This is a genomic window from Oceanispirochaeta sp. M1 (assembly GCF_003346715.1).
Taxonomy (GTDB): domain Bacteria; phylum Spirochaetota; class Spirochaetia; order DSM-2461; family DSM-2461; genus Oceanispirochaeta.
Genome location: NZ_QQPQ01000007.1, coordinates 99,969 through 125,008 on the forward strand (window position 1 = coordinate 99,969; position 25,040 = coordinate 125,008).

Annotated in this window: 20 protein-coding genes; 6 read left to right on the forward strand and 14 right to left on the reverse strand. The window is 45.8% G+C overall.

Annotation, left to right across the window (positions count from 1 at the left end; genetic code table 11):
- Positions 1–188: 188 nt before the first annotated feature.
- Positions 189–1,241, forward strand: a complete 1,053-nt coding sequence (gene mnmA / locus DV872_RS06465) for a tRNA 2-thiouridine(34) synthase MnmA (protein ID WP_114629038.1) — start codon at positions 189–191, stop codon at positions 1,239–1,241.
- On the opposite strand, the gene DV872_RS06470 is transcribed toward mnmA, so the two are convergent.
- The 6 genes from DV872_RS06470 to DV872_RS06495 all read right to left on the reverse strand — a co-directional run bounded on the left by DV872_RS06470 (position 1,199) and on the right by DV872_RS06495 (position 7,346).
- Entirely contained in the window at positions 1,199–2,029 is an 831-nt protein-coding gene (locus tag DV872_RS06470; RefSeq protein WP_114629039.1) for a glycerophosphodiester phosphodiesterase, read from the reverse strand. The genes mnmA and DV872_RS06470 overlap by 43 nt on opposite strands.
- A 16-nt stretch (positions 2,030–2,045) precedes the next feature.
- A complete protein-coding gene (locus DV872_RS06475) occupies positions 2,046–3,230 on the reverse strand; it encodes an iron-containing alcohol dehydrogenase (protein ID WP_114629040.1) in 1,185 nt (394 codons plus the stop codon).
- Positions 3,224–3,532 carry an antibiotic biosynthesis monooxygenase gene (locus DV872_RS06480; RefSeq protein ID WP_114629041.1) on the reverse strand — a complete coding sequence of 103 codons (309 nt, stop codon included), beginning with the start codon at positions 3,530–3,532 and terminating at the stop codon, positions 3,224–3,226. Before DV872_RS06480 ends, DV872_RS06475 begins: the two co-directional genes overlap by 7 nt.
- 64 nt (positions 3,533–3,596) lie before the next feature.
- Entirely contained in the window at positions 3,597–5,129 is a 1,533-nt protein-coding gene (locus tag DV872_RS06485) for an NAD(P)H-hydrate dehydratase (protein ID WP_114629042.1), read from the reverse strand.
- 3 nt (positions 5,130–5,132) lie between these two features.
- On the reverse strand, positions 5,133–5,405 hold the full coding sequence (locus DV872_RS06490) for a hypothetical protein (RefSeq protein ID WP_114629043.1): 273 nt from the start codon (positions 5,403–5,405) through the stop codon (positions 5,133–5,135).
- Positions 5,406–5,504: 99 nt separating this feature from the next.
- The gene (locus tag DV872_RS06495) at positions 5,505–7,346 is read right to left on the reverse strand and encodes a hypothetical protein (protein ID WP_147283111.1); all 1,842 of its coding nucleotides are present in this window, start codon (positions 7,344–7,346) and stop codon (positions 5,505–5,507) included.
- A 185-nt stretch (positions 7,347–7,531) separates the two neighbouring features.
- Here DV872_RS06495 and DV872_RS06500 point away from each other — a divergent pair, with 185 nt between their 5' ends.
- Together DV872_RS06500 and DV872_RS06505 are read left to right on the forward strand one after the other, a co-directional pair.
- Entirely contained in the window at positions 7,532–8,995 is a 1,464-nt protein-coding gene (locus tag DV872_RS06500; RefSeq protein WP_114629045.1) for a tetratricopeptide repeat protein, read from the forward strand.
- Positions 8,992–10,197, forward strand: a complete 1,206-nt coding sequence (locus tag DV872_RS06505; protein WP_114629046.1) for a TraB/GumN family protein — start codon at positions 8,992–8,994, stop codon at positions 10,195–10,197. Before DV872_RS06500 ends, DV872_RS06505 begins: the two co-directional genes overlap by 4 nt.
- Here the strand turns inward: DV872_RS06505 and radA are convergent.
- The 3 genes from radA to DV872_RS06520 are packed head-to-tail and all read right to left on the reverse strand — an operon-like array spanning position 10,183 to position 13,647.
- Positions 10,183–11,553 (reverse strand): DNA repair protein RadA, encoded by a 1,371-nt coding sequence (gene radA, locus DV872_RS06510; RefSeq protein WP_114629047.1) that lies wholly within the window; start codon positions 11,551–11,553, stop codon positions 10,183–10,185. The genes DV872_RS06505 and radA overlap by 15 nt on opposite strands.
- Before the next feature lie 21 nt (positions 11,554–11,574).
- Positions 11,575–12,588, reverse strand: coding sequence for an FKBP-type peptidyl-prolyl cis-trans isomerase (locus DV872_RS06515; protein ID WP_114629048.1), 1,014 nt, complete (start codon positions 12,586–12,588; stop codon positions 11,575–11,577).
- Positions 12,589–12,618: 30 nt separating this feature from the next.
- On the reverse strand, positions 12,619–13,647 hold the full coding sequence (locus DV872_RS06520; protein ID WP_114629049.1) for a peptidylprolyl isomerase: 1,029 nt from the start codon (positions 13,645–13,647) through the stop codon (positions 12,619–12,621).
- Between the two features lie 578 nt (positions 13,648–14,225).
- Here DV872_RS06520 and pheS point away from each other — a divergent pair.
- The gene (gene pheS / locus DV872_RS06525) at positions 14,226–15,269 is read left to right on the forward strand and encodes a phenylalanine--tRNA ligase subunit alpha (protein ID WP_114629050.1); all 1,044 of its coding nucleotides are present in this window, start codon (positions 14,226–14,228) and stop codon (positions 15,267–15,269) included.
- 14 nt (positions 15,270–15,283) lie between these two features.
- Positions 15,284–17,698 carry a phenylalanine--tRNA ligase subunit beta gene (gene pheT, locus DV872_RS06530; RefSeq protein WP_114629051.1) on the forward strand — a complete coding sequence of 805 codons (2,415 nt, stop codon included), beginning with the start codon at positions 15,284–15,286 and terminating at the stop codon, positions 17,696–17,698.
- Positions 17,699–17,868: 170 nt separating this feature from the next.
- Here the strand turns inward: pheT and DV872_RS06535 are convergent, their stop codons facing one another.
- Together DV872_RS06535 and DV872_RS06540 are read right to left on the reverse strand one after the other, a co-directional pair.
- Positions 17,869–18,471 (reverse strand): hypothetical protein, encoded by a 603-nt coding sequence (locus DV872_RS06535; RefSeq protein ID WP_114629052.1) that lies wholly within the window; start codon positions 18,469–18,471, stop codon positions 17,869–17,871.
- A gap of 128 nt (positions 18,472–18,599) precedes the next feature.
- Positions 18,600–19,247, reverse strand: a complete 648-nt coding sequence (locus tag DV872_RS06540; protein WP_114629053.1) for a sensor histidine kinase — start codon at positions 19,245–19,247, stop codon at positions 18,600–18,602.
- A 155-nt stretch (positions 19,248–19,402) separates the two neighbouring features.
- Between DV872_RS06540 and DV872_RS06545 the strand changes: the two genes are divergently transcribed.
- Entirely contained in the window at positions 19,403–19,993 is a 591-nt protein-coding gene (locus DV872_RS06545) for an ATP:cob(I)alamin adenosyltransferase (RefSeq protein ID WP_114629054.1), read from the forward strand.
- Here DV872_RS06545 and DV872_RS06550 read toward each other — a convergent pair.
- Genes DV872_RS06550 through DV872_RS06560 form a run of 3 tightly spaced genes read right to left on the reverse strand, consistent with a single transcriptional unit; the run spans position 19,979 to position 25,039 of the window.
- Positions 19,979–20,725 (reverse strand): GDSL-type esterase/lipase family protein, encoded by a 747-nt coding sequence (locus DV872_RS06550; RefSeq protein WP_114629055.1) that lies wholly within the window; start codon positions 20,723–20,725, stop codon positions 19,979–19,981. The genes DV872_RS06545 and DV872_RS06550 overlap by 15 nt on opposite strands.
- Before the next feature lie 22 nt (positions 20,726–20,747).
- Positions 20,748–23,822, reverse strand: a complete 3,075-nt coding sequence (locus DV872_RS06555; protein ID WP_114629056.1) for an AAA family ATPase — start codon at positions 23,820–23,822, stop codon at positions 20,748–20,750.
- Entirely contained in the window at positions 23,819–25,039 is a 1,221-nt protein-coding gene (locus DV872_RS06560) for an exonuclease subunit SbcD (protein WP_114629057.1), read from the reverse strand. Before DV872_RS06560 ends, DV872_RS06555 begins: the two co-directional genes overlap by 4 nt.
- Position 25,040 lies beyond the last annotated feature (1 nt).

Here is a 25,040-nt window from a genome sequence, read left to right on the forward strand (position 1 = left end):
ATGAATATATTAATTCTTTTTATCTTGTAAAAAAAGGTGTTATTTGACAAAAAAGTAGTTTGTGTCCAGTAAATGTTGATTATTAAACATTATTGAGCAGAATAAAGATTTTGTCTACGAGTCGGATTAATGAATACACCATGTAAAGATCTTGCAAAAGCGGTATAAGTCTGAAAGAATCTGATGTCATGAAGATTGCCCTTTTATTATCCGGAGGAGTTGACAGTTCCGTCGCTCTCTACCGTCTCCTGGAACAAGGTTATACAGATATAACAGCCTACTATCTCAAGATCTGGCTTGAGGATGAATTAAGTTTTCTCGGGACCTGTCCCTGGGAGGAAGATATGGCGTATGCACGTGCTGTATGTGAGGCCAAAAATATTCCTTTAAAGGTTCTGCCTCTGCAGCAGGAGTATTTTGACCGGGTCGTTTCCTACACGATTTCAGAGCTCAAGAGAGGTCACACCCCCAGCCCGGACATCTTCTGTAATCAGAGAGTGAAATTCGGTGCCTTTTACGATAAGGTAAACGAGGAATACGACAAGGTTGCCACCGGTCATTACGGCATTGTTGAGGAGATAGACGGACTCAGCTATCTAAGGCGTTCTCCGGATCCCGTAAAGGATCAAAGCTATTTTCTCTCCCACCTCTCACAGGATCAGATAAGTAAGATCATATTTCCCATCGGCTCTCTTATGAAGGAGGAGGTTCGTGCACTGGCGCAGCGCTATGATCTTCCCAATAAAGACCGAAAGGATAGTCAGGGAATCTGTTTTCTGGGGAAGATTAAATATTCGGATTTTGTAAAACATTACCTCGGTGAAAAAGAGGGAGAGATTCGGGAACTGGAAACAGAAGAGGTTCTTGGAAGCCACAAAGGTTTCTGGTTTCATACAATAGGACAGCGTCAGGGTCTGGGGCTGAGTAATGGTCCCTGGTATGTCACATCCAAGGATCTGGAGAATAATATTATCTACGTATCCTCAAGCAGGAATATTCTGGAACAGAAGAGAACAGTCTTTAATGTCTGTGAGCCGAACTGGATCAGTCGAAAGCCCCGGACAGATGAACTGACCCTTAAACTGAGGCATGGCCCCCGGCTGAACAGCTGCCGCATAAAGTGGCTTTCTGCAGAACGCATCGAGGTGACCATGGATGAGGGAGATAAGGGAATTGCTCCCGGACAATTTGCTGTTTTCTACGAGGATGACATCTGCCTGGGTGGTGCCAGAATAGAGTAGTCTTTACAGACTTTTACCAGCATCTGAGGAATATCAGAAAAGATTCCATCCACCCCTTCTGAGAAGAGGGATCTCATCTTTTCTTCTTCATTGATTGTCCAGACCTGAACCGCCAGTTTATTCTTTCTGCACCAGCTGAGAAAGGATGGCCGGATCAGTCTGTAGGGTCCTGCCTTTTCGGGGATTTGAACAGCCCGTACCTGCCCTGATTTTACTGAAGCCGGAACCCAGCCCGATCTGTATAACAGCAGCACCTTGATCATCTCTCTCTGGCAGAGGGAGGTGGCTGTCCCTGGAAGTTCCTCCCGGAATGCCCTGATACTGCTGTGGTGGAAGGATCCTATGCAGACCCTTTTTTCCGCTCCCGCAGCCTTTATCACTCCGGCAGTCTTTTCTGCCAGCTCTCTGCCCGGATCTTTCATGTCGATGTTAAAGCGGGTCTCCGGAAACAGCCTGAGAGCATCTTTCAGAAGTAGAGGCCTGATTCCCCGGTCTCTGTGTGGAAAGGTCCTGCCCTGGTCTTTTGAGAATAGAAATCCCATATCAATATCTTTCAGATCCTCAAGACTGAGGGTCGAGATAAGGCGCCGGTCTCCCGTACAGCGGCTCAGGTCGGGATCATGGAAAATTAGAACATCTCCGTCCTTCATAAGCCTTACGTCTGTTTCAATAACATCCACTCCCATCTCATAGGCGGAGCGGAAAGATGCTTCGGTATTTTCAGGGAAATCCTGACTGTTCCCCCTATGTGCCAGAGCCCTGGGCTGCGGTGAGAAAAAATCGGTCATTTGAACAGCTCTGTCATCAGAATACTTCTTTTAGAAGCTCAAGGCGTTCTTCTTTGCTGAATGAATAAGGATTGTTTTTATTTCCGGAATCGGCTGCGGCCTTTTCCAGCAGATCCGCATTGAGACCAAGTTTTTCAAGGGAGGGCAGAGCTGCCGCGGCGGCCCATTTTTCCAGTTGTTCCGTAAGAATGGCTGTGGAATCAGAGATTGAGGCAGATTCCTTTCCACTGATCCTGACTGCCAGGGTCTGTACCTTTTTTAGTGCCGGATTGTTCCTATCCTCCCGGAGCAGTGCTTCAAAGGTCTTTTTCATTACAGGAGGGAGGAGTAGCCCGCATGCCGTTCCATGAGGCAGTTCAGCAAGTCCTCCGAGGGTTCCGGCAATCCCATGAACCGTTCCCAGGCCGGCATTTGCCAGAGTCAGCCCCGAAAGGCTGGCTCCCAGGGCTATCCGGTCGAAATCATCTGTCGAGGCTTTTCCCTCAAGGAGCGGGGAGAATGATTTGAAAAATCCTTCAAGCCCCTCAAGGGCAAGGGCATCACTCAGTGCTGAGGCGCCGGTGGATATATATGATTCCAGAAGCTGGGAGAAGGCATCCATACCGCAGGATGCGGCGGTTTCCTGTGGAAGGCTATCCAGCCAGGAGGAGTCTATTAGGGCCAGGTCGGGAATATAGTTATCATGCCTCAGGGATTTCTTGAATCCTTCTTTACCAGGACGGCTGATAACCGCATTTTTAGTACATTCACTTCCGGTTCCCGCTGTAGAAGGGAGTGCATAGAGGGGAAGCCTTGAGCCGGAAGGAAGCCGTGTTCCAACACCCTCCAGATAATCCTGTACCGAAGCAAATCCCTCCAGAACAGCTGGTTCTGTCAGCATCGCAGATACAGCTTTTCCAGCATCCAGAACACTTCCTCCCCCAAGGGCTAAAAGCGCTGATGGTAAGTTTCCTGCAGCTTCTCTGCAGATTGAATCTATATCTTCCGGTGAGGGCTCTCCTGATATCTGTCTGTAATCACATCGAATTCCCTCACGCATCAGAGCATTCTGAAGAGATTTCCACAGGCTTGAAGAGGTGATACTTCGTCCGGAAATAACCAGGATGGTTCCCTCATGCTTCTTGAGGTATGGAATTACCTCAAGAGTTTTCTCCCGGCCGAAGATTATTTTCCGGTTTGCATCAAAAGAGAACCCTACCATTTGCTCAGCTCCAGAGGTGCACAGACCTTATGAGATGTTCCTTTTCGGGGTTCTGCCATCCAGGGTGCGACATTTTCACGCCATTCCAGATAATGGGCTGTCTCCTTATGGGATTTTACAGCCTCTTCAGAACTGTATGCTTCATAGAGAAAGAAGCGGCAGCTGTCTTCAGTCTGCTGCAGTACATCAAAACGGATATTACCCGTCTCTTTTCGGGTTTCCATATGGTTTTTGTGACTGGCGGCTTTGAATTCTTCTTCCTTACCTGGAATAACATGAACTTCTACACAATAGACTAACATCTGATTTCTCTCCTTAGATACCGGATACATTCATTCTCTGAATATAGTTGAGGACTGAAGCTGTTTATGGAATGATTTCCATTCTGTTGTAGCAGTTTCTGGTCCAGTTTACATGATTTTCTCTATAGGCGGTAAAACATCGGGGCAACAGTTCAATAATATCAGAAGCTGTAAAACTGTCGCTTGCACCATCGAATAAATCGGCAGCCAGGCCATGGAGGAGAACAGCTTTTTTTACTGCTTCGCTTTTATCCTCTTCCTGTGCCAGCAAAGCGCAGATTATACCTGCCAGTACATCACCACTGCCTGCGGTACCAAGTGCTTCGTTTCCTGTCAGGTTAATATATTCCCTGCCCTCGGGAAGGGAGATGACAGTCCGGGGACCTTTATAGACACAGATTGCGTTATAAGCTTTTTCCAGAGCGTCTTCAGTCTTTTCAGCAAGACGTCTCTGTTCTCCAGGGTGGGGTGTTATAACTGTGGCAGACTTCCGCTTAAGGGTCAGCTCCGGGAACCCGGCAAGAGCATTAAGAGCATCCGCATCGATTACCAGAGGTACAGGTATTGCCGGGATCAGTTTTCTGATAAGGGAAACGGTCTCCTCCTGTTGAGTCATTCCGGGACCCAGAACTACAGCATCCTGTTTTGAGGAGAGCTCCAGCAGGAGTTCAAAATTCTCTTCAGAAATAGTAGCTGCGGCTGTTTCTTTCAGACCTTTAATAACGGCTTCCGGACAATGAATCGAGAACGTTCCATTATGAGATGCCGGAACCGCTACAGTGACATACCCCGCTCCTGAACGGTAGGCAGCTCTGGCTGCAAGTGCCGGTGCACCTATATAGTCACCACCTCCCCCGATCACAAGAATCTTTCCGAAACTGTTTTTATACCCCAGGGGATCTCTTGTTTTTAGAGCTTCCGGAAGATTCAGCTCGGATTTGAATTTTTCATCTTTATAGAGTTCAGGGGGGAAGGATATACGGGAGCAAATGAGCTTTCCATTCTTTAAATATCCGGGACTCTTTATATTTCCGTATTTTGGTGCGCCGAAGCATATTGTACTCTCCGCTTTGACTGCACAGCCCAGTTCTTCGGAACTCTTTCCATCCAGTCCCGAGGGAATATCCAGAGAGACTACAGGGCTTCTGCTCTGGTTCATTTCAAGGATGAGTTCTTTTTTATCACCGTCGACTTCTCTGTTTAATCCTGTTCCTAACAGGGCATCAACAATCAGTTCTGAATTATTGAAGAGCTTTTCACGCCGTTTTTTGTCGGGATTATAGAAGATGGGAATTGGCAGCTTTTCAAGGCACAGCAGATTCTGCAGTGATGAATCAGTCATCTTTCCTTTTGAACCGGAAATAAGGACTTCCACTTTTTTTTCAGTGCTGTAGAGTTTACGTGCAAGTGCAAGACCGTCTCCACCGTTGTTCCCTCTGCCGCAGATAATGAGAACTTTATTGAACCTGTAAGAATCTAAAATATGATTCAATGCCGCGGAGGCGGCATTTTCCATCAGGATAAGTGCAGGAATTCCGTATTGACGGATGCAGTTCTCATCCATCAGACGCATTTCTTCAGGACTGAGAACTATCATAAACTATTCCGGTGTGGTTCCTGCAAATTTGAAAATTTCAGACTGAACCCACATAAAATTCTGATTTTCCGTGGGAACTAGAAACTGTGATGTCTCTACGACATTCTCGTCTTCTGCAACAATGGTGACATCCTTGACTGCTAGTACGGGATATTTAATACCCTGTCTGAAGTTCTTGGCTATCTTTACGTATTCTGAGGAGATATAAGGAAAAAAGTCATTATGATCTGTATCATAATTCTCTCTGATAACAACATAAAAAATACAGCTTTTCATTGGATCCTCCGTGAAGCTGAGCAGTGATTTCATTAGTATTATACAGGATCAGAAAAAAATGCACCTCTTTTTTTCCTGAAAAATAGAATAATTGATGATTTATCTGCTTGTTGAGCCCGGGCCTGTCGTCGTTCCTGAGCTACCGGCAGAGCCTGCGGTACTGATCCCTGATCCTTCGGCGGCAGTCTCTGCAAGTTCTGTTGTCTCCCCTGGTTCTGCAGGTTCTACCGCAGGTTCGGGTTCCAACGGGTTGAAGAGAATACGTATAGTCTCTTTCTCTTTGCGGTGTTTAATCTTTATATAGAGTGTTTTGCTTATTGAATTATAGGCCCATCCATCTGAATAACGCTGAAAGCGTGGATCGCTTTTCCAGCGGATATTATGAAGGAAGATCCTGTCAAAGGGTTCCACTCCCTTAATTACAAGATGATGTATCTGTCCTACAGGAAATCGGACATCAAGTTCTATGGATTGTTCCAGTTTTCTCACACTGCTGTTTTCTGCAGCGGTATAGAGCCATGCTCCGGAAGCGATCTCACTGCTGAGATCTGTTATCCTGGGAGAAAATCTTTCTTCCTGGTAGAGTGTGTAAACATCTTCGGCGGGGATTTTACCTATTTCCATAGAGGCTCTTTCTCTGGAAAAGGATATCCGTGCAGGAAGGGTACCGTCTGCTTCAGCCCTGGAAAGAATGGAGTGTGTCAGGGCAGCTGAAATATCCATTAGATTCTGATCTGCTGTCTTTTCTGCTGCATCTTCAAGTAATTCTGCAGCCTTGAGAGAGCAGATACTGCCGGCCTCAGGGTTCTCGGGGTGAAAAATGTAGAGACCTTCATCCAGCCAGACAATCAGGGGATAAATATTTTCTTCAATCCACGGGACAGGATCTGTCACCCCCGGATCGGAAAGAATCTCTTTAAGTTCCATTATCTCTTTGTAGGGAGAAATCCCGCTGTTTTCACCGGAATCAAGAGTTTCTATTTCCCTTAGAAGAGTGGAGGGCGCTGTTCTTAAAAGCGCTGCGGTTCTGTTTACCACATCACCCGTATAAGGGCTGGAATACCATGACAATTCAGAACTTTTCTTCTCAGCAGCCTTCAGGAGGTCTGAGACATAAAGGGTTTCTTCATTTCTGCTGTACATTTCAGAGAGATAATAGACCAGAGCCTGTTCAGAGAAAGCCGGCATACCTTCAGGCATTTTTAAGCTTCCTGTATTTTTATCAAAACGCTGTGTCCAGCCTTTATAGGCCTTGTCTTTATAATCACTGATGGTTTGAGCCTTATTGGGAATAATCTTATCGCTGTCCGCCAACCATTCAAAGGCGGTTCTTCCCAATCCCGGGGCTTCGTCCTTGAGACTGACAATGGAAGTGACATGGTCTTTCATCGAAATGATAAGAGATCCATTTCTGTGTTCAATACCTGAAACGCTGTCAAGAAAATAACTACTGGTTCCGTCACTCAGTATTATCCGCATCTGCTCATCCTGACTGATCTGAAAACTATCCTGGGCTTTTACACTCACAATCAGCTCTTTAACCGGTGGAATTGTCTGAGGAACAGTGACTTCTATACTGCTGTCGCTATTCTGAGATATAATTTTGATACTGATGTCGTATTTAAAATGAAGAATTATACCGTTTTCAATAACTTCAAGTTCCTGAACCGATAGTTCTCTGACAATATCATCTTCTGTGATGACCTGCAGTTTCTTTCCTCTGGAAAAATCGATCTGTAAACCGTTTGTAAAAACGGATAATTTATTTATTGAGCTAGGTGAAAGACCGGTTTCTACCGTTCTTGAACCCTTGTATGAGACATTTTGTACAACTAGAGACATCTCCTCAAAACGAGAAAAATGGTAAAATAAAAAGAGTAGCATAAATAATGCATATATAATGGGAACTGCTTTGAGAATGGGCTTGTACTTACGTTTCATATGGCCCGAATATTACCAATAGGAAAGTAAAAAAGCAACCTTGTCCAAATTGGATTACAGAGGTATATTTACTTCTGTAATTCGCTTTATTTACTCTTTTCCGCCGAACATGTTTAACTTTTAAAATAATCTGAAAGCTCCAGTTCCTGTAGAACACTCTTTCAGTTCCCTTATAAGGAGATAAAATGATCAAGAGCAGACTCTCAATCACAGGGGCTATTCTGCTTGCCCTTATCTTTATTACTTCATGTGGATGTGAAAGTACTCCAACAGGTAAACCGGCAGATTCCTCTTCTGTTGAGAAACCTGAGGATTCAGGTTCAAAGAATGAAGTTGAAAAACCCGAAACACAGGACGATACTGTTTCTGAAAAACCGGTCCCGGAGGATGTGGTTGAAGAACCGACTCTTGTGGAATCCCTGAATGAACTCAGTGATGTTGAAGATACCGGAAAGGCTCTTGCCCTCCTCGAGGATGCTGATGAGCTGACCCTGGAAGAGAATATTCTTAAAGCTGTATTAATGATTTCTGAAGGACAGTTTGTCAAAGCCCGTGAGGAGCTTGATTTACTGCTTGAAGAGAATCCGGGGAATTCAGATATTCTTTACAATCAGGCAATTCTTGAAAACGCAGAGGGACACTTTCCTCAACGTGATAAAATTGTCTCTGATATCCTGAAATCTGATCCCGATCATGAGGGTGCTCTTCTTATGAAGGGGACCGTGGATCTGGCAGCCAAGCGCTATGAAGATGCAAATAAAAGCTTTCTCCGTATACTGAAAAAGAATCCTGATAATTTTATGGCTCTATCCGGCGGAGGTTCCGCACAGATGAATATGGATAAGCTGGAGTCCGCCATAAAACTTCTGGATATGGCTATCAAGCTGGAACCTGAGTTTGCCTATCTTTATGTGGATCGGGCACGTGCCTGGAAAGGACTCAAGAATTACGGTAAATCCGAAGATGATTACGGCAGAGCTATCGAGCTTGAACCCAATGTTGAGTGGCATTATCTGGACCGCTCCCGTATCCGTATTCAGTACTTTCATAATCTGGAAGGAGCCTGGGAGGATCTTGAGACACTGGAGTCTCTTAATCCGGACAACCTTTTTGCCAATATCTATAAGGCGGGGATTCTTGATGAGTGGGAACGGTATGATGAAGCAGAGATTTATTATGAAAAAGTTCTGGCTGCCCGTCCCAATTATGGTTATGCCCATGAACCATTGGCAAAGTATGCCTATATGAATGGTGATTTTGTAAAAGCAAAAAATCATTTTCTTCTGTCATATCAGTTTGATGACAGAGATCCTCTTTTCGCTCTTGCCGCCGCACTGTGTATGGAGAAAACGGGAGATCGAAAAAAAGCAGAATCTTTATTAAAGGAAGTAGCACCCCGAGTCATAAGAGACAGTGTGGAATATGAAATGTTCCGCTATTATCTCCAACCGGGATCCAACTTTTTTATAACAGATAAAATAGCAAAAGAAAGTAATGAAGACCTACGCAGCCGTATGTATTTCTATCTGGGTGCCAGAGATGACCTTAATGGTCTGAGAAAAACTGCACTGGCCAGTTATGAAATGGTTGAAGATTCGACCGGCTTTTTTGAGTCGGATCTGGCTGCCTGGGAAAGGAATAATCCATGAGTGAAAATTTTACTGTAGAGAATGAAAGCGATACGGTAAGCCGTATCAGAATGGGAGAACGGGAGATCCTGATCCTTGGTACTGCCCATGTTTCTCTAGACAGTGTAGATGAAGTTACCAATACAATCCGTGAGGAACTCCCTGACAGGATCTGTGTCGAAATAGATGCCGGACGTTATCAGTCTCTCTCCAAGGATGAGAAGTGGCAGCAGATGGATCTGACTAAAGTATTCAAAGAGAAGAAGGGATTTCTTCTTCTTGCCAATCTTGTGATGACCTCCTTTCAGAGAAAGGTCGGGAACAATACGGGAATTAAACCCGGTGAAGATATGAAGATGGCCGTTGAAGTAGCCAAAGAACTCTCCATTCCCTTTTCATTCAGTGACCGTCCTGTACAGATGACACTGCAGAGAGCCTGGGCAAAGAGTAGTTTATGGAACAAGATGAAACTTCTGGCTTCACTGATCAGCTCTGTTTTTGCCAACGAAAAAGTTGATGCCCAGGAGGTCGAATCCCTTAAGGAAAAGGGAGCTCTTGAGGATATGATGAATGAACTCTCCGATTATCTGCCCTCTGTCAAAGAGGTTCTTATTGATGAGCGGGATCAGTATCTGGCAAGCAATATTTTTGAAGCTCCCGGAAACAAGGTTATTGCCGTTGTGGGTGCGGGACATATGAATGGAATCGTCCGCTGGATTGAGGATCTGCATAATGGAAACAAGAAAGTGGATCTGAAAGAGATCTCTACTCTTCCTCCCAGAAGTATGGGCAGTAAGATGATCCCCTGGATCATTCCGGCTCTTATTCTGGCCATTGTGGTTACCGGTTTTGTTACATCAGGTGTGGACGTTGGATTGAGAATGCTTCTGGTCTGGGTTCTGGCTAATGGAACACTGGCGGCTTTAGGAGCTATTCTGGCATTGGCTCATCCTCTGACCGTTCTGTGTTCATTTCTGGCGGCACCTATTACCAGTATGAATCCTACAATCGGAGTGGGAATGGTTTCCGGAATAATGGAATACTTCTTCAGAAAACCAAGAGTACATGATATGGAGACGCTGCAGGATGATGTAACCACCCTTAAAGGATGGTACAGAAACAGAATATCCAGGATTCTGCTGGTATTCTTCTTCTCCTCTCTGGGAAGTTCTATCGGAACTTTCTACGCGCTGCCCCGGATTTCAATGCTACTGGGGGGCTGAGAAAACAAGGCGGATAGCCTCTTTAATATCCCGGGCGATGATAGGGCTTTTCCCCTTCCAATCCCGGGTCTCCTTGGATTTTCCTGATATCAGAATACGTTTGAATCCCATCTCTTCGGCTGCTTTGAGGCGCCGGCGCAGATGGGGAACAGGACGGATCTCACCGGTAAGGCTCATTTCACCAAGGGCAATCAGATCCGAGGGGAGCTTTATTCCTGTACGTGCTGAATAAATTGCCAGTGCCAGAGGGAGTTCCATCCCGATTTCGGCAATTTTCATGCCTCCTGCCACATTAATATAGATATCCTGATCGGAGAATTTGATCCCCAGATGTTTTTCCATTATGGCGGCAACCCTTGAGATTCTGCTGCTCTCCACCCTGTCTGAAAATATTCTGGATATAGCACCCTTTGCGGGTACTGTAAGAGACTGGATTTCTACAAGTAGAACCCGTGAACCTTCAAATACCGGAGCAACCGAGATTCCTGCGGGGAGTTCACCGTCCCGGTTTTCCAGAAACAGACCTTCCGGATGGCTGACCTGTTCCAGTCCTTTGGAGCTCATATTGAACAATCCAATTTCATCCACAGATCCAAAACGGTTTTTAGTGGACCTCAGTATACGCAGTTCGTTGCCTGAGTGGTCAAAATAGAGAACGGTATCCACCATATGCTCTATGACCTTGGGGCCTGCTATTGAGCCCTCCTTGGTTACATGTGCTATAAGAAAAAGGACTGAGTTTCTGCTGCGGACCCAGTTAATCAGCTCAAAGCATCCATACTTAAGCTGGTTAACTGTCCCGGGGACAATGCCCTGGGATGGGGACTGAACGGTCTGTATGGAATCTATGATAACCATTCCGGGTTTTCTCTTTTCCAGAGTCTCCAGAATCTCCTCAATCCTTGATTCACAGTAAATAATGAGATTATCTGAATCTATTCCCAGTCTGTCGGCTCTTAACTTTATCTGTCCCGGGGATTCCTCACCTGAGATGTAGAGAACCTCATTATCCTGAGCCGCCATCATGGCTATCTGCAGCATAAGAGTAGATTTTCCTATTCCCGGTTCTCCGCCGAGAAGAATGGCTGAACCTTCTACAAGACCACCTCCGAGAACCTGGTCGGCTTCAGGAATTCCGGTACTGCGTCGTTCTTTATTTTCAATTTTTATGCTCTTCAGACTGCTGGGCACGGAAGCAGGCGCTGAAAAACCGGAGGGAGAAATTGGTGCTGAGGGAAGGGATCTTTCTTTAAAGCTGTTCCACTCCCCGCATCCGGGGCAGCGGCCGAGCCATTTAGGCTCTTCATGGCCGCAGGAGGAACAGCAGAAAACGGTCTTGTTTTTTGATTTTGCCATCACACCAAGATCAGGGGTTTTCTACTGAAAGTCAACCAGTTCTATATCAAAAACAAGCCATGCATCCGGGGGGATGGGACCGTAGCCGTTCTTTCCATATGCAAGTTCGGGGGGGAGAACGATTGTTCTTTTCTCTCCGCTCTGCATACTGATGGCAGTCTCAACCCACCCTGGAATGACACCGTCCACACCGATGGTGAACTGAAAAGGTTCACCCCTGCGGTAGGAACTGTCGAATTCCTGGCCGTCCAGGAGACGACCTGAATAATGCATACGAACAGTACTTCCGGGACGGGGCTTTCCACCCTCTCCGTAGTTTGTAATCTTATAAAAGATTCCTGTTTCAGACTGCTGTATGTTATCACCCATTTCTTCAAGGACTGCTGCCACTTCCGGCTGCTCTTCGGCAAATAGCTCTCTCTGTTCTAAACGGGCTTTGCCAATCATCTCATTGACTGATTCTGCATCGGGACGAAAGGCCTGAGCCTTGCTGCCGACCCTTATGATGCTGACTGAGTTGACTGTGTCTCCTCTTTTCAGCTTCATCAGAGTCTTCTGTCCTGACTGGAGCTGACCGAAGGCTGTATACTTTCTGTTAAGAAAGGGATCTCCCGAGATCATCAGCATCAGCTGGCTTCCGTGATCTTCTCCACTCTGAGATACCATAACAAGTGAGCCTGGTGTTCCGGTTGAAAGGAGAGCTCCTCTCTCCCGGGGGATCGTATAATCCACACCGCCGTCACCGCTTCCTTCGGGATCTCCCAGAAAAAGGGCATAGCCTTTTATTTCATGAAAGAATTTCTGGCCGGTATAGTAGGGACCTGAAGGATCAGTTTCCATTTTTCCTTCAGCCAGTGCAACAAAGTTGGATACAGTCCTGGGCAGACGCTCATAGTTCAGCAGAAAAAGGAGGTCTCCCTTTCTGGTTGAAAAGCGGGCGTAGAGTCCCGGTGGAAGTTCCTTCTCTTCTGCAGACAGCAGTAGAGGGCTTGCAAGACATAGGATCATCAGAATCCAAAGGATTTTATGCTTCATAAAAATTTTTCTCCAGGTCCGCTTATTATATTAGAAATCGAGGAGTTCAACCTCAAATACGAGCCATGCATCAGGAGGAATAACACCACCGGCTCCTCTGCTTCCGTAGGCAAGTTCGGGAGGAAGAATAATAGTTCTTTTTTCTCCCTTTTTCATATCCAGAAGAGTTTCATCCCAACCGGCAATAACACGTCCGCCGCCTGCAGGGAACTCAAAAGGAGTTCCTCTGTCAACAGAGCTGTCGAATGTGCGTCCGTCAAGAAACATTCCGGTGTAATGAACTTTTACGTTTGTACCTTTGGAAGGTTTTGGTCCGGAACCTTCTTTTTCAATTATATAGCGGATTCCTGAATCAGAAACCTCGGCATCAGGCCATTTTTTGTTAATTTCATCTATCATGACTTTTTGAGCCTCCTCATTGCGTCTGATTTCATCACCCGACAGATCTTCCAGGGCGGCATCAAAGGCTTTCTGGTCATTCTTGAAAGCTTCAGCAGCCTTACCGATGCGGATAATTTCAACAGTCTTGATTTTATCATTCTGTTTGATGCTGTTTACGACGTTCATTCCTTCAACAACATGTCCAAAAATAGTGTGTTTTCCCTGAAGCCATGCAGTTTCAACATGGGTGATGAAAAATTGACTACCATTTGTTCCCGGTCCGGAATTGGCCATGGCCAGTATACCTGGGCCGTCAAACTGAAGGCTGTTGTCAATTTCATCGGGAAAGTTATATCCCGGGCCGCCGGAACCTGTACCGGTGGGGTCTCCACCCTGTACCATAAAGTCGTCGATGACTCTGTGGAATTTTAGACCATCGTAGTATTTACCCTTACTGTTAGCATCGATCTTTCCTTCTGCCAGACCTGTGAAGTTGATAACTGTCAGAGGAGTTTTTTCAAACTCAAGACTTATCAGTATTTCACCTCTGGTGGTATCGATTAGGGCATACATACCGGCATCGAGTTTTTTCGTATCAATTGCACTTGCACTCATAGTTGTTGTTATGAGCAGCACAGCTGTCAGCAGTAGATTCTTAAGAGAGTAGAGCTGCTTCATATTTCCTCCTGTATTTAAATAGAAACCGGTAATCGGTGATAGGTTACTCAAAATACCGGTATTTTTGTCCAGAGCATATCATTAAAGCTCTGTTGAATCAATTCTGCAGAGCTTCAGGAGGCATACTGAGAGAGAATAATTCCCTGGAATTCCAAAACAGATAAATTATCCTCCAACTATGAGAAAATTTATTTTGTTTCTATTCTTCACTTTTCTCACTGCCTCCTTACTCCCTGTACAGGAGAGTTCTGAAAAAAACTGATGGGATCCGATGATGACGGGGCAATCGTTTTTGTTATGGGTAATTCCTGGCGTTAGGGCTTGTTATGTTGACAGCTCACTGAGAACTCTATAAAATTACGATAATTTATGAGAAAGCCCAAATTTTACTTTTTTAACTTTTATTTCTTCTTTTTTATCAATGGGGAAACCCCGGGGCTTACTTAAAGAACGAATGTTCAAATTGAGCCGCAGAGGGTTTCCTATACAGGAGACCTGCTGCGGCTCTTTTTTTGCATCAGAAACAAGACCGGGACGGTTCTAATCCTTTCCGGAAAATCAAATTGTGAGGCATAGAAATGCTACAAAATCTGGAAGATCTTAAGAGCGAGTTTTCCTCGGCACTGGCAGAGGTTAAAGACCGTTCATCCCTGGTAAATCTGAAAGCGGATTATCTGGGAAAGAAAGGAAAGCTGAATGACATCCTTAAATCTCTGAAGGATGCCACTCCTGAAGTTAAAAAGACTCTGGGAATGAAATCAAATCAGCTGAAGGAATCCATCCTCGGAGAAATCGATAAAACGATGACCGCCCTGGAACTTTCCGAAATTAATGAAAAACTGAAAAAGAACTGGCAGGATATAACCTTCCGTTCTTCTATTCGTGACCAGGGCCTGAGTGCTGCCGGTTATCACCCTGTAAGCATCATTCAGAGAGAGATCGAAGATATTTTTACTTCCATGGGATTTGAGATTCTTGACGGACCTTATATCGAAGATGACTATCATAACTTCGAAGCCCTGAACATTCCGGATACACATCCTGCCAGAGATATGCAGGATACTTTCTGGTTCAAGGATATGAAGCACCTGCTGCGTACTCATACATCCTGTATCCAGGCGAGAGGTATGGAGACCCGGACTCCTCCGTTCAAGTTTATCGGCCCCGGTAAGGTATTCCGCTGTGAAGCAACTGACGCCTCCCATGAAGCGGCATTTCATCAGCTTGAAGGGATGATGGTGGGTAAGAATATCTCTGTCGCCAACCTGATCTACTTTATGAAAACCCTTCTTTCTGAAATTTTCAGAAAGGATGTAAATGTAAGACTCCGTCCCGGGTTTTTCCCCTTTGTAGAGCCGGGTTTTGAGCTGGATATTGAATGTCTTATCTGTGGCGGCAAAGGCTGCTCTGTCTGTAAACAGTCAGGATGGGTAGAGCTTCTTCCCTGCGGAATGGTACACCCCAATGTCCTCAAACATGGAAACATTGATCCTGATGAGTATAACGGTTTCGCCTTCGGTCTCGGACTGGACCGTCTTGTTATGATGCGTTACGGCATCGATGATATAAGGCATCTGCACAGCGGAAATCTTTCATTCGGTTCCCAATTCAAGACTTATTAGGAGAGGCCCCTTAAATGTATATTTCAATTGACTGGATAAAAGATTTTGTAGCGCTTCCCGATATGGACCCCGAAAAGCTGGCCGAGCGTTTCACCATGGCCACCTGTGAGGTTGAGGAAGTTCTGACAACAGGAGAACTTCTGGACAGAGTTCGGATTGTAGAGATAACAGAGATTGAGGATCATCCCGATTCCGATCATCTTCATCTTGTAAAATTCACCGACGGAAAAGAGGAGAGGCAGGTCGTCTGCGGAGCTCCCAATGTTGAAGTCGGAAAGAAAGTTCCCTTTGCTCCTCTGGGAACCACATTTGCCGGAGGATTCACCCTTACCCCCAAGAAGATCCGGGGGATAATGTCTGAAGGTATGCTCTGCTCCGAAACCGAACTGGAAATCGGTACAGATGACTCAGGACTGAAGATCTTCGAAAGTGATGCTCCCCTGGGACAGACCGTAGGAGACTATGTCGGGCAGAAGAAAGATATCCTTCTGGATATTGATAATAAGTCTATTACTCACCGCCCTGACCTCTGGGGACATTACGGAATGGCCCGTGAATTTGCCGCTGTGTTCGGCAACCCACTGAAGACTCCCTTTGACTCTGACTGGGAGAAAAAGGTCCGCTCCTGGATGAGTGATGAAAAGGCTCCTGTCAGTATTACGGTTGATCCCGACTCTGCTAACCTGGGATTCACCGGAATCTCAATGGATAATATTGAAATTAAACCCAGTCCGCAGTGGATGCAGGACAGGTTAAATGCCTGTGGAATGAGACCCATCAACAATATCGTAGATATCTCCAACTACACCATGCTGGAGCTGGGAATACCTAATCATATTTTTGACAGAGACAGCATCCGGGGAGGGCAGATTATTGTCCGCCGTGCGGGAGATGATAAAGAGTTTGTAACTCTGGATGAAGTAAAAAGGGAACTGATTCCCACTGATACCATGGTTTGTGATGCGGTCGCTCCTTCAGGGATTGCCGGAATAATGGGAGGCCTGGACAGTAGTATCGCCGATACAACAACAAGGATTTTTCTTGAAGCCGCTAACTGGCGGGATGCTGAAGTCCGCAGGACGGCAACACGCCTCGGTTTGAGAACCGATGCTCTGCAGCGTTATGAAAAGTCTCTGGACTCACAGCTCCTGGAGCGAACTCTTCTCCGTCTTATTGAACTGGTTAAGGAGAGCTGCCCCGAAGCCGTTGTGAAGGGACAGATCGTTATAGATAATATGCCTGAGTATACTCCTCTGCTTATCAAGATCAGTGCCGAGAGAATCCGAGGTGTTCTGGGTAAAGAAGTGGCAACCGATGAGATTGTCCGCATTCTTGAAGCCCTGGATTTCGTTGTTAAGAAAAATGATGAAGATCTCAGTGTAACAGTTCCTTCCTATAGATCCACCAAGGACATCGAATGTGATGCCGACATCATTGAAGAGATCGGCCGGGTTATCGGCTATGATAATATTACTCCTGTGGCACCTCTTAATGAGGTCAGCGCAGTAAGACTCTCAGAAGCTAAAGTGATGTCCAGAAAGATTCTGGATTTTATGGTTAACAGAGCAGGAGCTCTAGAGGTTATGACCTACCCCATGGTGGGTGAGAAGCTTCTTGATCAGGCATACTGGCCTGTGAAAAATGAGTCTCTGGTTCTTGCCAATGCCATGAGTCCCGAATCCGACAGAATGAGACCCTCACTGATTCCCAGCCTGCTTTCTGCAGCTGCACTGAATCAGAAGACTTACAGCTCATTTCGTTTCTTTGAACTGGGACGGTCCTTTCAGGAGGATCCAAAGAATTTTTCCACTGAGCGCTACCAGCTGGGAGTGGTTTACTTTGATAAAAAGAATTCTCCCTTCCTGGATCTTGCCGATTCAATGGAAGAGCTGATGAACTCTCTGAACATTCCTTTCCGTATGGTACCGGGAACCAATGACAAGAATCCTCTCTATCCTGAAGGATGGGAGGGAATTCATCCCTACGAAAGTATGGATATTCAGATCATGGGCCGCTCCCGCGGATATATAGGAACGGTTCATCCCCTGGTATGCCGTAATTTCAAGATCAAGGGACAGCTGGTCATGGGGGTACTGGATATCACAGACTTCCAGAATCAGAGAATGAAAGATAAGACAAGGTATCAGCCTCTGGATCGTTTCCCTTCATCTATCTTTGACTGCACCGTTGTTGCAGATACCCATACTCCTGTAGAGGATGTGGTCAAGGCTCTACAGACAATGAAGATGAAGGAATTGGACTGGGTGAAGGTTGTGGATGTGTTTATCATGTCTGAGACTCAGAAGTCCGTAACCCTGAGATCCTCATTCAAGGATGCTGATAAGACAATGTCCGGAGAGTTTATCCGTGAGGCGGAGGACAAAGTTGTGAAGACTCTGGAATCCAAAGGATATCCTCTGAAGGTCTAGTTCCGGTAATAATTATTATGAGACTCCTCCATAGGGGGAGTCTTTTTTTATCTGTTATAAACAAACTGTAGGCCTGGGGCACTCCATGCTTATCCAATTCATTGAGCATTTTCTTATGAAGCATTTGCTTATGAAGCATTTTATAGCTTCCGGGTCTTAAAGTATGAGGGTCACCGATTTCTTCTTCTCTTTTTTTCTTTCGGGCAGAAAGCTGTGATGCTTCCCATAACTGTAAATCCTTCCACTTCGATCCTCGGACCCGATGCATCAGACTCGACCTTATTTTCAATGGAACCTAGAATAGGTATTCCGCTGGTACTGATCTGAACACCCCTTGGCAGTTTCATTTCGATGCTGCCCATAAAGGTGAATGCTTTAATTCTCACTGTTTTCCTGGGGAATCGGGCTTCCCTGAAATCCAGTACCTGGCTTCCCAGTATGGCGCTAACATCCATTTCGGAGGGTACATCCCAGACTCCCTTTCGGCTGTTGCTGCCTAGAAGGGAGAAATAACTCTCAGCTTTTTTGCCTGTACCGCTGTGATACCAGGCATTGTCGGCAGATGCTTCTTCCTTTTTTGGAGAAGGGGCGGGCAGGTCCTGCACCAGTTCAATGATCTTCATTTTGTCATCTGTCTTATGGAGCTCTTCCAGGCGTTGTTCCAGAGCCTCTATGCTTATATGACTATGGGCATAACACCACTGGAGCCGTTCCTCGGCCTCTTTCCTGAGATCAGAAATATTGATGGAACTGTAATTATCGATAAGGGACATTGGATTCTCCCGTCAGTTAATGTGTTGGATTTAGGTATTTCGCCCTCTATTGTAACATCTATCAGGAGCTGTTGTGTCATAAATTGATGAGTAATTTGCCAGGGGCAGATGAACTGATGACCAGCTGTTCAGGCTGTGTCTTCGTCATCTCCCGCATTGAGGAAGAGTGTCGCGATGGTCTCTTTTCCGTTTGTATCTACATTGAGTGCTTCGGAACCGAAACCCAGATTGTCCAGAAGCTGCATTATCATGACCAGACCGAGACCAGCACCTTCGCTGTAATCTTCCAGAACACTGTATGCCTCGGGGATGGAGCTGAAATTTTTCATGGTTTCGAATTTCTGGTGGATACGATCTTTCTCTTCATCCGTGAGGGTTGTATTGTTTCTGACTCTGATTCTCAGAGTCTCTCCCTGAAGCTGAAAGTCAATTTTTATATACAGGCCTGCAGCCTTCTGTTTCGCATGAAACTCACTGATCTGACTGAAGGTTTCGGCTCTGAAGGTAGAGAGACCAGCCTGATAGTCCTGTGGACAATGGATATCCAGACCTTTCTCGTCAAAATAGACCCGTTTAGCATTGGCTCTATTTGCATTTCCCGCCAGTTCATGAAGGCAGTATGCCACCTGATTTACAAGGAATGGTTTTTCTATTTCCTTAAGATACTGCTTAAGCACACGGTCAATATAGTTCCGTTCACGGGAGAGGTATGAAGTTGTTTTTACTGTCAGGGTCTTGGACTCACTGATGGCGTACTCAACTAAAGACTGGCTCATATCATTTACCGCTCGACATATTTTTTAATAATCTTAACACGACTATGAAAAAATACCATTATAGAATTTTTTTTAATCGAATAATAACTATTTGAATTATCTATACCCCTTCTTATGATCTTGCAAAAGATGTTTTAAGAAATAATACTTTCTTTATGAAGAAGAAAATTAAATATGAATTCAGCCAGATTACTACCCGGGGAGGGGATCACGGTGAGTCTACCCTGTTTAATGGAGAGAGACGAAGAAAGGATGATCCTCTGTTTTTCCTGCTGGGAGACCTGGATGAGCTGTCCAGTTCAATGGGGGTTGCCATAGCTGGATTGAAGCGTTTCGGTCCTCTTTCGGCGGATGATCCCCGTACAGTACGCTGGCTTGAAGCCATGGATGATATACAGGGAAAGTTGATTATTCTTGGAGGAATGGCTGCAAACCCCGATAACAGGAGCAGGTTAAAACTCAATCCTCTCACAGAGAAGGATACTGAGAAATTGGAATTCTATCAGAAAGAACTGATGGAGCTGACAGCAATTTCCAGAGAACTGATTCATCCGGGTAAGACTCTTTTTTCAGCCTGGATTGATGTTGCCCGGACAGTCTGCCGCCGTTGTGAGAGGAGAGTTGTAAAAGAGATCAGGGTCTCTGTTATGACTCATCTTATTCCCGGTCAGATCTATCTGAACCGTTTATCGGATTTTCTATTTATTTCAGCCAGATACTGGGAGCAGATATCAGAGGAGAACTGAATACTTTCTGAATGACTTCAGAAAAAACATGGAGAGGATTTCGGCACCTCTCTGATTCAGATGGGCACCATCAATTGTCAGAAGGAGACCCCGTTCCCTGCACAGTATCTCTTCCCCTCTCTCCATGATTGTCAGTGCATCACTCTGCAGATCTTCAGGAGATCTGAACAGCCAGCCAGCAGAACTTTCTGAAAGGATGGGTTCTATCTCAGCAGAGGCATCAAGACAGATACAGCTGAAAAAGATATTTGTGTATTCCAGGCAGAGATCCCGGAGAATCCTGTTATATTCCTCTCTCTGTCTATTCAGTTCAGAACTCAGATCCTCTCCCAGACAGGTAATTGTACAGACAAAGACCTGAGCTATTCCTCCATCAAGAGCGGTGGAAAGAACAGCGCTGCAATGTGCTCGGAACTCCAGAGAAGATGAGGCAGGTATAGAACCATGACGGCTGAGTTTCCGGATAAAGGGATTCCAGGCAGTTCCCGCTTTCTGCATATGGGGAAGGAGAAGATCATTTGCACCTCCCTCCAGTACTAGGGTGTCGGGCGTATTGTTCTCTTCAAGGTATTTCTCCAGCTTAAGCTGGAGACCTGCCATGGTGAATCCATCTTCTCCTGCATTGATAAGTTTATGACCTTTGAGGCTCTCCTCTTTTTCAAGGAGTTTAAGATAGGATGCTCCTAAATTCCCTGCGGTAAGGCTGTCGCCCAGAAACATGATATTTTTCATTCTAGCTCTCCATAGCAGTGGATTATTTCCAACTGCATTGAACTTTACTGCCCTCTTCCGGGTCTCGTTTTATCTTTATCCAGACATCAAGGTCCTGCTGCATCTCTTCGACATGAGAAATGAGTCCGATGATTCTGCCCTTACGGCTCAGCTCACGGAGAGTGGTCATAACCGTTTCCAAAGAGGCCTTGTCCAAAGATCCAAACCCTTCATCCAGAAAGAAAAAGCTTCCCTTTCCTCTTCCGGTCTGTTCCGCCAGGGCGAGGGCAAGACAGAGTGCTGCCTGAAAAGACTGCCCACCCGAGAGGGTTTTTATATGGCGCAATCTTCCTTCATTGAGAAAGTCCCGGACCATGATCTGATTGTCCTGAAAGACCAGTTCCAGGCTGCGGCCAGTAATAGGGGAGAACCGCCTGTTGGCAAGCTGACACATCTCCTGCATATAAACAGCGGCAATATACTGGACAAACTTTCCCCCTTTGAAGAGAGAGGAGAGTTCTTTCAGGTTTTCTTCCCGGATTTTCTGTTTATCAAGCTCAGAAGAGAGGGAATCTTTCTGCTTCAATTTTGCTTTAAGATCTTCTATCTGCTCTCCCAGGGCTCCCGAACCTGTCAGTAGGCTCTGCAACTCCTCATCAAGCCTGTTAAGCTCCTGCTGCAGATGCCGGGGATCGGCCTGAGCGGCACCCTTGAGGGCCGGATTTTTCTCCATGCTCCTGACAGATGCGCTGAGAGTTTTCTTCTGCTCCAGAAGGATATTTCTGTTTTTGTGAAAATTGTCGATTCTTTCCTGTCCAGTCTTCAGGTTTTCTGTTCCGCGGAGAAAACTGTTCAATTCTTCTCTGCCGGAGAGTCCCTGATCCTGCAGTTTTTTCTGAATCTCATTCCGCAGCAGTTCCAGTTCATCCGAGGATTTCTGAATTAGATGACCATTACTCTGCATTCTGTTTTTCAGGTCCTGAAGTCTATTCTCATCACTTTCCCTTACAGATTTTATTCTGAAGTAGTCTCTGTCCAGATCTTCGAGTCTTTTCCTGAGGGAGGAGTACTCTTCGGCATCTGGTGTCGTCTCTTTGTGCTGATCAATGATGAGTTCTTCCAGATTCTTCTTCTGTGTACCCCGATGTTCCGATCTGGTTTCCAGTCGTATCTGTTCACCCTCTTTCTCTCTTATCTTATTGTCGAGTTTTCGGAACTCCACTTCCAAAGCCGAGTTTTTCTGCCTCAGCTCTTTCAGTTCTGATCTGTGTCGATTCAGTTCTATTTTAAGGCTGTCGAATTTTGCTCTGTCACCGGCCTTCAGAAAGGACCAGATGAATGTATCCATATGATCTTTTTCTGAAGACTTCAATTCACTCAGAAGATCTTCAGACTTTGACCGCTCCTGTTCCAGATATTTGAGACGAGGCATTATTCCCAGAATCCCTTCCTTCTGTTTCAGAAGGATCGGCCTGTCTTTATTCAGGGCTTCCTGTTCTGCTGAAATGCCATTATCAGTTGATATTCCATGGGCTTGAGGATGATGTTCAGAGCCGCAGAGAGGGCATGGTTTTCCCTCCTCCAGCTCCTCGGTCATTTCATTGAGCAGTTGGAGACGGGTCGAGTCCAGCTCTTTCTGTTTCTGTTGTTCTTCTTTCTGTTTCAGTTCATCTTCTCTTCTCTGAATTCTCTTCAGAAGATGTTTCTCCAGGGATTCAGCTGAATCAAATCTATTCAGATCCTCAGAAGGAAAAAATTCAGCAAGCTCAAGATATCCCTTTTTCTCATCCTTTATCAGGCTGCTGATTTTCGAGCTCAGGTCCTGCCTCTTTTCAGCAAATACATCCTGATGTCTGTACCAGTTTTCAACGGCTGAAAGATCATCGCCCTGTTCCACAATCTTTTCCAGATTCATGATGGAAGAATCAGAGCTTTCTCTGCTCTCTTTATGCTTTCTTATCTGTGATCTGAGGACAGTCAGATCTTTTGAGATAATACTGTTCTGAATATTATCCTGCTCTGCCCCTTTGTTTATCTCTTTCAGCTCTTCCAGAGCCTTGAGAGAATCGAGGATACTACGGAGTCTGGAGTAATCTTCCTGATCTTTTTTCAGGCGCTGCCAGTACTCTTCGCCGCCTTTCAGCTTCTCTTCAACACGCTCACTGTTTTTGATCAGCATACGGGATTCTTCTTTCAGCCCAGTCAGCTCATCAGTAGATTTTTTCTCCCTCAGGAGCAGGGGGTTGAAAAGTTCTTCCAGCATTCGGCTTTGTTTTAAGAGCTCTTCTTCTTTGAGGATTCCTTCTTTTTTCAACTCCAGTTTACCCAGAGTCTGAAGGGTCTCTTCCAGAGCAGCTTTGCCTTTCCTGTATTCTGACAGAGCAGTGAGCTGTGCACTCAGCTCTTTTTTCTGAATATCCTTTGTACGAAGTTCTTCTTCTCTTTTACGGGCAGCCTGCTCCAGAAATTCAAGGTCCTCTTTTTTCAGTTCCTGAAGATCATCCAGTCTCCCTTCCAGAAAGGAGCACTCTTCTCTGCTGCGGGCCAGAAGGAAGTTGCAGTCTGCCGAGAGATTAAAGCGCTGCAGTCCGAAAAGAGTTTCTATCATTCCTGTACGCTGTGAAGGCGGCAGCTGAATGAACTCCTGGAATTTTCCCTGAGGGATGATAACGGTCTTCCGAAAGTGTTCATAATTAAGACCGATGATACTCTCTGCGGTAATGCCCCCTCTGACTCCCTCATCCGGGAGGGGAACCCAGTCCTCTCCCTCTTTCCTGTAACCAGTCCGCTCGGGACTGAGGATCTTATTAAAATCCTTTTTATGTCTTTTAGCTGTTACGGCAAAACGATAGTCCACACTTTCCTGGGAGAACTCAAAATCAATATAGAGAGCGGAAGACTGGAGGTTCATGATATTGTAGCCTCGCTGCTCCTTGTCATTCAGTCTTTCTATCTGTCCGTAAAGGGCATAGGTCATGGCTTCCAGAACGGCTGATTTTCCACTCCCCACATTTCCGAAGACTCCGAAAATCCCTGCCTCGCTGAGGGTGGTGAAATCGATGATCTGCCTTTTTTTGTAGGAGTAGACTCCCTCTATAGTCAGTTTTCGGGGGATCATGCATTCCCCCTGCTGATGATTTCTTCCAGAAGGTTCAACATCTGATCTGAGGGATCACTGTTCTGTCTGCTGTGGCGGTAATAATCTCCAAAGATCTCCTGTACTGTTTTGCCGGCAAAGCTTTTCTGTTCTTCCAGGCTGCTCTCTTCAGGATGGAGCAGTTCGGGGATAATGGAAAGAATTCTCGGATGACTCTTCAGTATCTTCTGTTTCTCACTTCCCGTAAGATAAGCTTCGGTTCTCATTGTGATTTCCACATATCCCCCGGGATGATCAGACAGCCAGGAAACGGCTTCGTCACAATCTTCAAATGTCTCTCTGTACAGAGGCCAGGGGCTCTTCAGTTTTATGAAGTTGTAGCGGGCTTTTTTTCCGGGCTCCAGATCAATAAGAACCACAGATTTGTCTTTATGGTTTTCCGACAGGCTATAGGCTCCGGGGCTTCCGGAGTAGACTGCGGGCACGGGTTCAGTACTTACAGGAAATCCCCGGTGCAAATGCCCCAGGGCCATATATTGGCAGTCAGAAGGGAGGGCATCACAAAAGATCTGTTCCAGGCCTCCCGGATGGAGAATGGATTTTTCTCCTTCCGGTTCTTCTTCTGACAGAAGTTCAGATCGGTTGCCCATAAAGAGATGGGCGGCCATGAGGTTAATCCCTTTTTTGTCAAAGTATTTCTCTCCCAGGCTTTTCCAGCGCTCAGTCAGGATATTGCGGAGAGCCTCCTCCCTGTTCTCGATATCCAGATACTGACGCATTCTGGTTTCGCTGGCATAGGGAGTACATATCACTCTCAGTGGGCTGGAAAGACCCTTTATTAAAACCATTCCGGCTTCAGGAAACAGAATCTTTACTCCCGATTCCAATTCCATATCCGCCGGCTGACTGCCGGGGTAGCCGATGAAGAATATTCCACTCTCTCTGGCAAGGGCGTCGGGGGCCTCAATATGTTCCGGAGCATCGTGATTCCCCGCCAGTGCGAGTATGATACGACGGCCGCCGTCACTCATCCTGGAGAGGGTTCTATAGAGGAGCTCAATGGCTTCATGAGGAGGATTCCAGCTGTCATAAAGGTCTCCGGAGAGAAGAATCAGTTCGGGATCCTCTTTTCTGCAGACTTCAAGAATTTCAGAAAGGATCTCTTTCTGTTCTTCAAGACGGGACCAGTTATTCAGCTTTTTTCCCAGATGCCAGTCTGATGTATGGAGTATTTTCATA